4 protein-coding genes and 1 pseudogene are annotated in these 2848 nt (G+C 68.8%); 1 reads left to right on the top strand and 4 read right to left on the bottom strand.

Annotated elements, in window-relative coordinates:
• The 4 genes and pseudogenes from ABC138_RS17370 to ABC138_RS17355 form a co-directional block, all read right to left on the bottom strand.
• Window positions 1-608: pseudogene (locus tag ABC138_RS17370) on the bottom strand (IS1380 family transposase); the annotation flags it as partial.
• 203 nt (window positions 609-811) lie between these two features.
• Window positions 812-1270 carry a VOC family protein gene (locus tag ABC138_RS17365; RefSeq protein ID WP_345914452.1) on the bottom strand — a complete coding sequence of 153 codons (459 nt, stop codon included), beginning with the start codon at window positions 1268-1270 and terminating at the stop codon, window positions 812-814.
• 86 nt (window positions 1271-1356) lie between these two features.
• Window positions 1357-1839 (bottom strand): luciferase family protein, encoded by a 483-nt coding sequence (locus ABC138_RS17360; protein WP_345914451.1) that lies wholly within the window; start codon window positions 1837-1839, stop codon window positions 1357-1359.
• Window positions 1836-2252 (bottom strand): DoxX family protein, encoded by a 417-nt coding sequence (locus tag ABC138_RS17355; protein WP_068329929.1) that lies wholly within the window; start codon window positions 2250-2252, stop codon window positions 1836-1838. The genes ABC138_RS17360 and ABC138_RS17355 overlap by 4 nt, the downstream gene beginning before the upstream one ends.
• A 122-nt stretch (window positions 2253-2374) precedes the next feature.
• Between ABC138_RS17355 and ABC138_RS17350 the strand changes: the two genes are divergently transcribed.
• Window positions 2375-2746: a helix-turn-helix domain-containing protein gene (locus tag ABC138_RS17350; RefSeq protein ID WP_032491541.1), complete on the top strand. Its 372-nt coding sequence runs from the start codon at window positions 2375-2377 to the stop codon at window positions 2744-2746.
• Window positions 2747-2848: the final 102 nt, after the last annotated feature.

Below are 2848 nucleotides of genomic sequence, written 5' to 3'. Positions count from 1 at the left end.
CGCCGCGTAATCACACCCCGTGTCCAAGATCCGGGGGTAAGGCCCGTGTTCCCCGAGCGCAGACGGGCACGGGCGATCACCGGCGCTGTCAGCGGAGTAGAGACGACTGCGATCTGGATGTTGAGGCCGCGCTGCTTGGTGTACCCGAACGCCGCGCCCTGCTTGGCGTAGCCGTGGACCTCACGCACGGTGTCATCGACATCGAGCATCGCGATCCCCTCCGCGTCCGCGCCGGCGAGCAGGGCAGGGACCCGCGAGGTGAGTCCGGCCAACAGGCCGGCGTTGATCGCATCGAGCTGTTGCACGTGCCCGTGGGTGAACGAGCGCAGGAACGTACCCAGCGTCGAGGGTGCCCGCACCCCACCGAAGAGCCGGCTCATGCCGCCGTGGCGGATCAGGTCCATGTCGTCGATCGAGTCCGCGCCGGCCAGCATCCCGCCGATCACACACGTCATCTTCGCGCCCGCGTTCGGCGAGGGCACCGTCAACCCATCGAGCAGGTCGTCCAGGCCAGCGGAGGCGGCCAACCGCAGTGCCGGGACCAGGCCCGCTGACGACACCAGATTCGGATCATCGAAGACCGGACGGATCTTGTGAGAAGGTTTCACTTACGAGGTGCTCCTCTTGGGCGGCCGGGTGTGGACGTCGCAATCGACATTCTCCCTGCTCAAGAGGGCATTCTCGTTCTACGCCACGCTCACACGGTCGCGCTCCGCCGGTGGATCAGGGCTCAGCACGGCCGGTGATCTGGGCAGCGGACTGGATGCCGATGGCCAGACGCTGCGGCCTGCGCCGCTCCAGGCACGGAGGGTCACAGACGTAGGGGACGGATCGGGGCGAAGACCACCGAGGGGTCGGCGAGCCACTCCTCCGTGGCCATCACGTCGACGTAGAGCTCGATCTCGTGCCCGTCGGGGTCGGCGATGTAGAGCGAGTGGGTGATCGTGTGGTCGCTGGCCCCCTGGATCTGCACCCCGTGCTCGGTCAGGTGAGGCACGACCTCGCGGAGGTCGTCGTCGTTGTCGCCGACCTTGAGGCCGAAGTGGTACAGGCCCACACGGTGCCCCGGGGGCATCGGCGCCGCGGCCGGGCCCACCTCGATGAGCAGCAGCTCGTGGTGGGTGCGTCCGGAGGAGAACGCCGCCGCGGGGACCGGCAGGGGGACCTCCCCGCGGATCTCGTTCCAGCCGAGCACGTCTCGGTAGAACCGCCGTGAGCGCTCCAGGTCGCGGACGTAGAGCACCAGGTGGCCGAGCTCGTGGATGCGCATGATGGCTGACTCCGATCTTTGTTCGACTGGTCCGGACCCGAGTGGCCCGGATGCCGGTCACGTCGGCGCTCTGTCAGTACGGCTGGTCAGGCCGGGGGGTTGGTGGCGTACTCGAAGGCGGCGGTCACGATCTGGGCGACCAGTTCTGCCTCCTCCTCGTCGCGGGGTGCGTAGATCATCACCGCGCCCGAGGTGATCAGGCCGCGGCGGGCGATCGGGTGTTGCTCTGCCCAGCCTGTCTCGATTACGCGGGAGGCGAGGTCGGGCGGCAGCACCAGGTGCAGTGAGTGGTCCGGGGCGGGGTGCAGGTGAGCGAACTCGGTGCCGATCATGAAGGCCTCGGGCGGGCCCTGCGCGGCGTCTTCCGGCAGGGTCAGGGCGCGCGCTCCCGGGACCGAGATCATGCTGGGGCGCCAGACCACGCCGGGTAGCTGGGCGAGCCGCTCCTCCAGGAGGCGGCGCGGCCGATCGTCGTCCGGTTGTTGATCGAGCTGGGTGTGCGGATTGCTCGGGGTAGTGCGCGGCCTGGCGCCGCCGCGGGCGGGCAGGTCGACTAGCAAGCCGGTCACAGCGTGAACACCGGGCCGAGCACGAGCAGGCCGAGCTCGTCGCCCGCGGAGGCGAAGAACGCGAACAGGGCGAGCGCGGCACCCGCGAGGGACAGGTCCTTGAGGAACTGGGTCTGCTCGTTGGCCTTGCTCGCCGGGTCGGTCTCGCGCCAGAAGCCGTGCATCAGCACCGCCGTCGGCACCAGGAAGGCGACCAGCAGCAGGGCACCGAGGTCGGGCCAGACCCCGACGGCCACCATGAGGCCGCCCAGGATGCTCACCGCACCAGAGAAGGGCACCATCAACCCGGCGGCCGGCACACCCTTGCTCGCCGCGTAGCCGGTCATCATCTCCCGCTGGCTGAAGTGGCCCATCCCGGCGCCCAGGAACAGTAGCGCGAAAAGGATCCGGCCGATGAGGACCAGAGCGTCCATGAGAGCTCCTCGTGTGCGAAGTAGACACTTACTCTTTGTAAGTGACTCTAGGAGTATCATTCCGGGAACGGCGTTGGCAAGAGTCAAGGTCCGGCGACTCGTCGGCCGCGGAGGTTGTCTGCATGGACGAGACACAGGGCTACTGTCCGGTCTTCCACCGCGCGGTCGAGCTGATCGGGCGGCGCTGGAACGGCCCGATCATCCGCGCACTCCTCGACGGAGCCGACCGCTTCGGCGAGATCCGCTCAAGAATCCCTGGGCTCACCGATCGGCTCCTCGCGCAGCGGCTCCGCGAGCTCGAGCGCGAGGGCGTGGTGGAACGCGCCTGCCCCTCCTCCTCCGCGACCACCGTGCCGCACTACACGCTGACGACCAAGGGTCACTCCCTGGCGCCGGTGATCGAGTCCATAGCCCAATGGGCTGCGGCGTGGGAGCCTCCAGGATCGACCAGCTCGGCGCAGGGCCGCAGCGTCGCGGACTCGCGACGCCGGTGAGCTGACCGACCACGAACGCTTGTCGCGCCGAGCTCCGCGAGAAGTGGATCCGCTTAACCCGGATCGTTCACGATTGATCGGCGCGTCGGGGGCCTGAACGCG

The sequence above is a fragment of the Janibacter sp. LM genome, assembly GCF_039631275.1.
Taxonomy (GTDB): Bacteria; Actinomycetota; Actinomycetes; order Actinomycetales; family Dermatophilaceae; genus Janibacter; species Janibacter terrae.
This window is presented reverse-complemented; position numbering and strand designations above follow the sequence as displayed.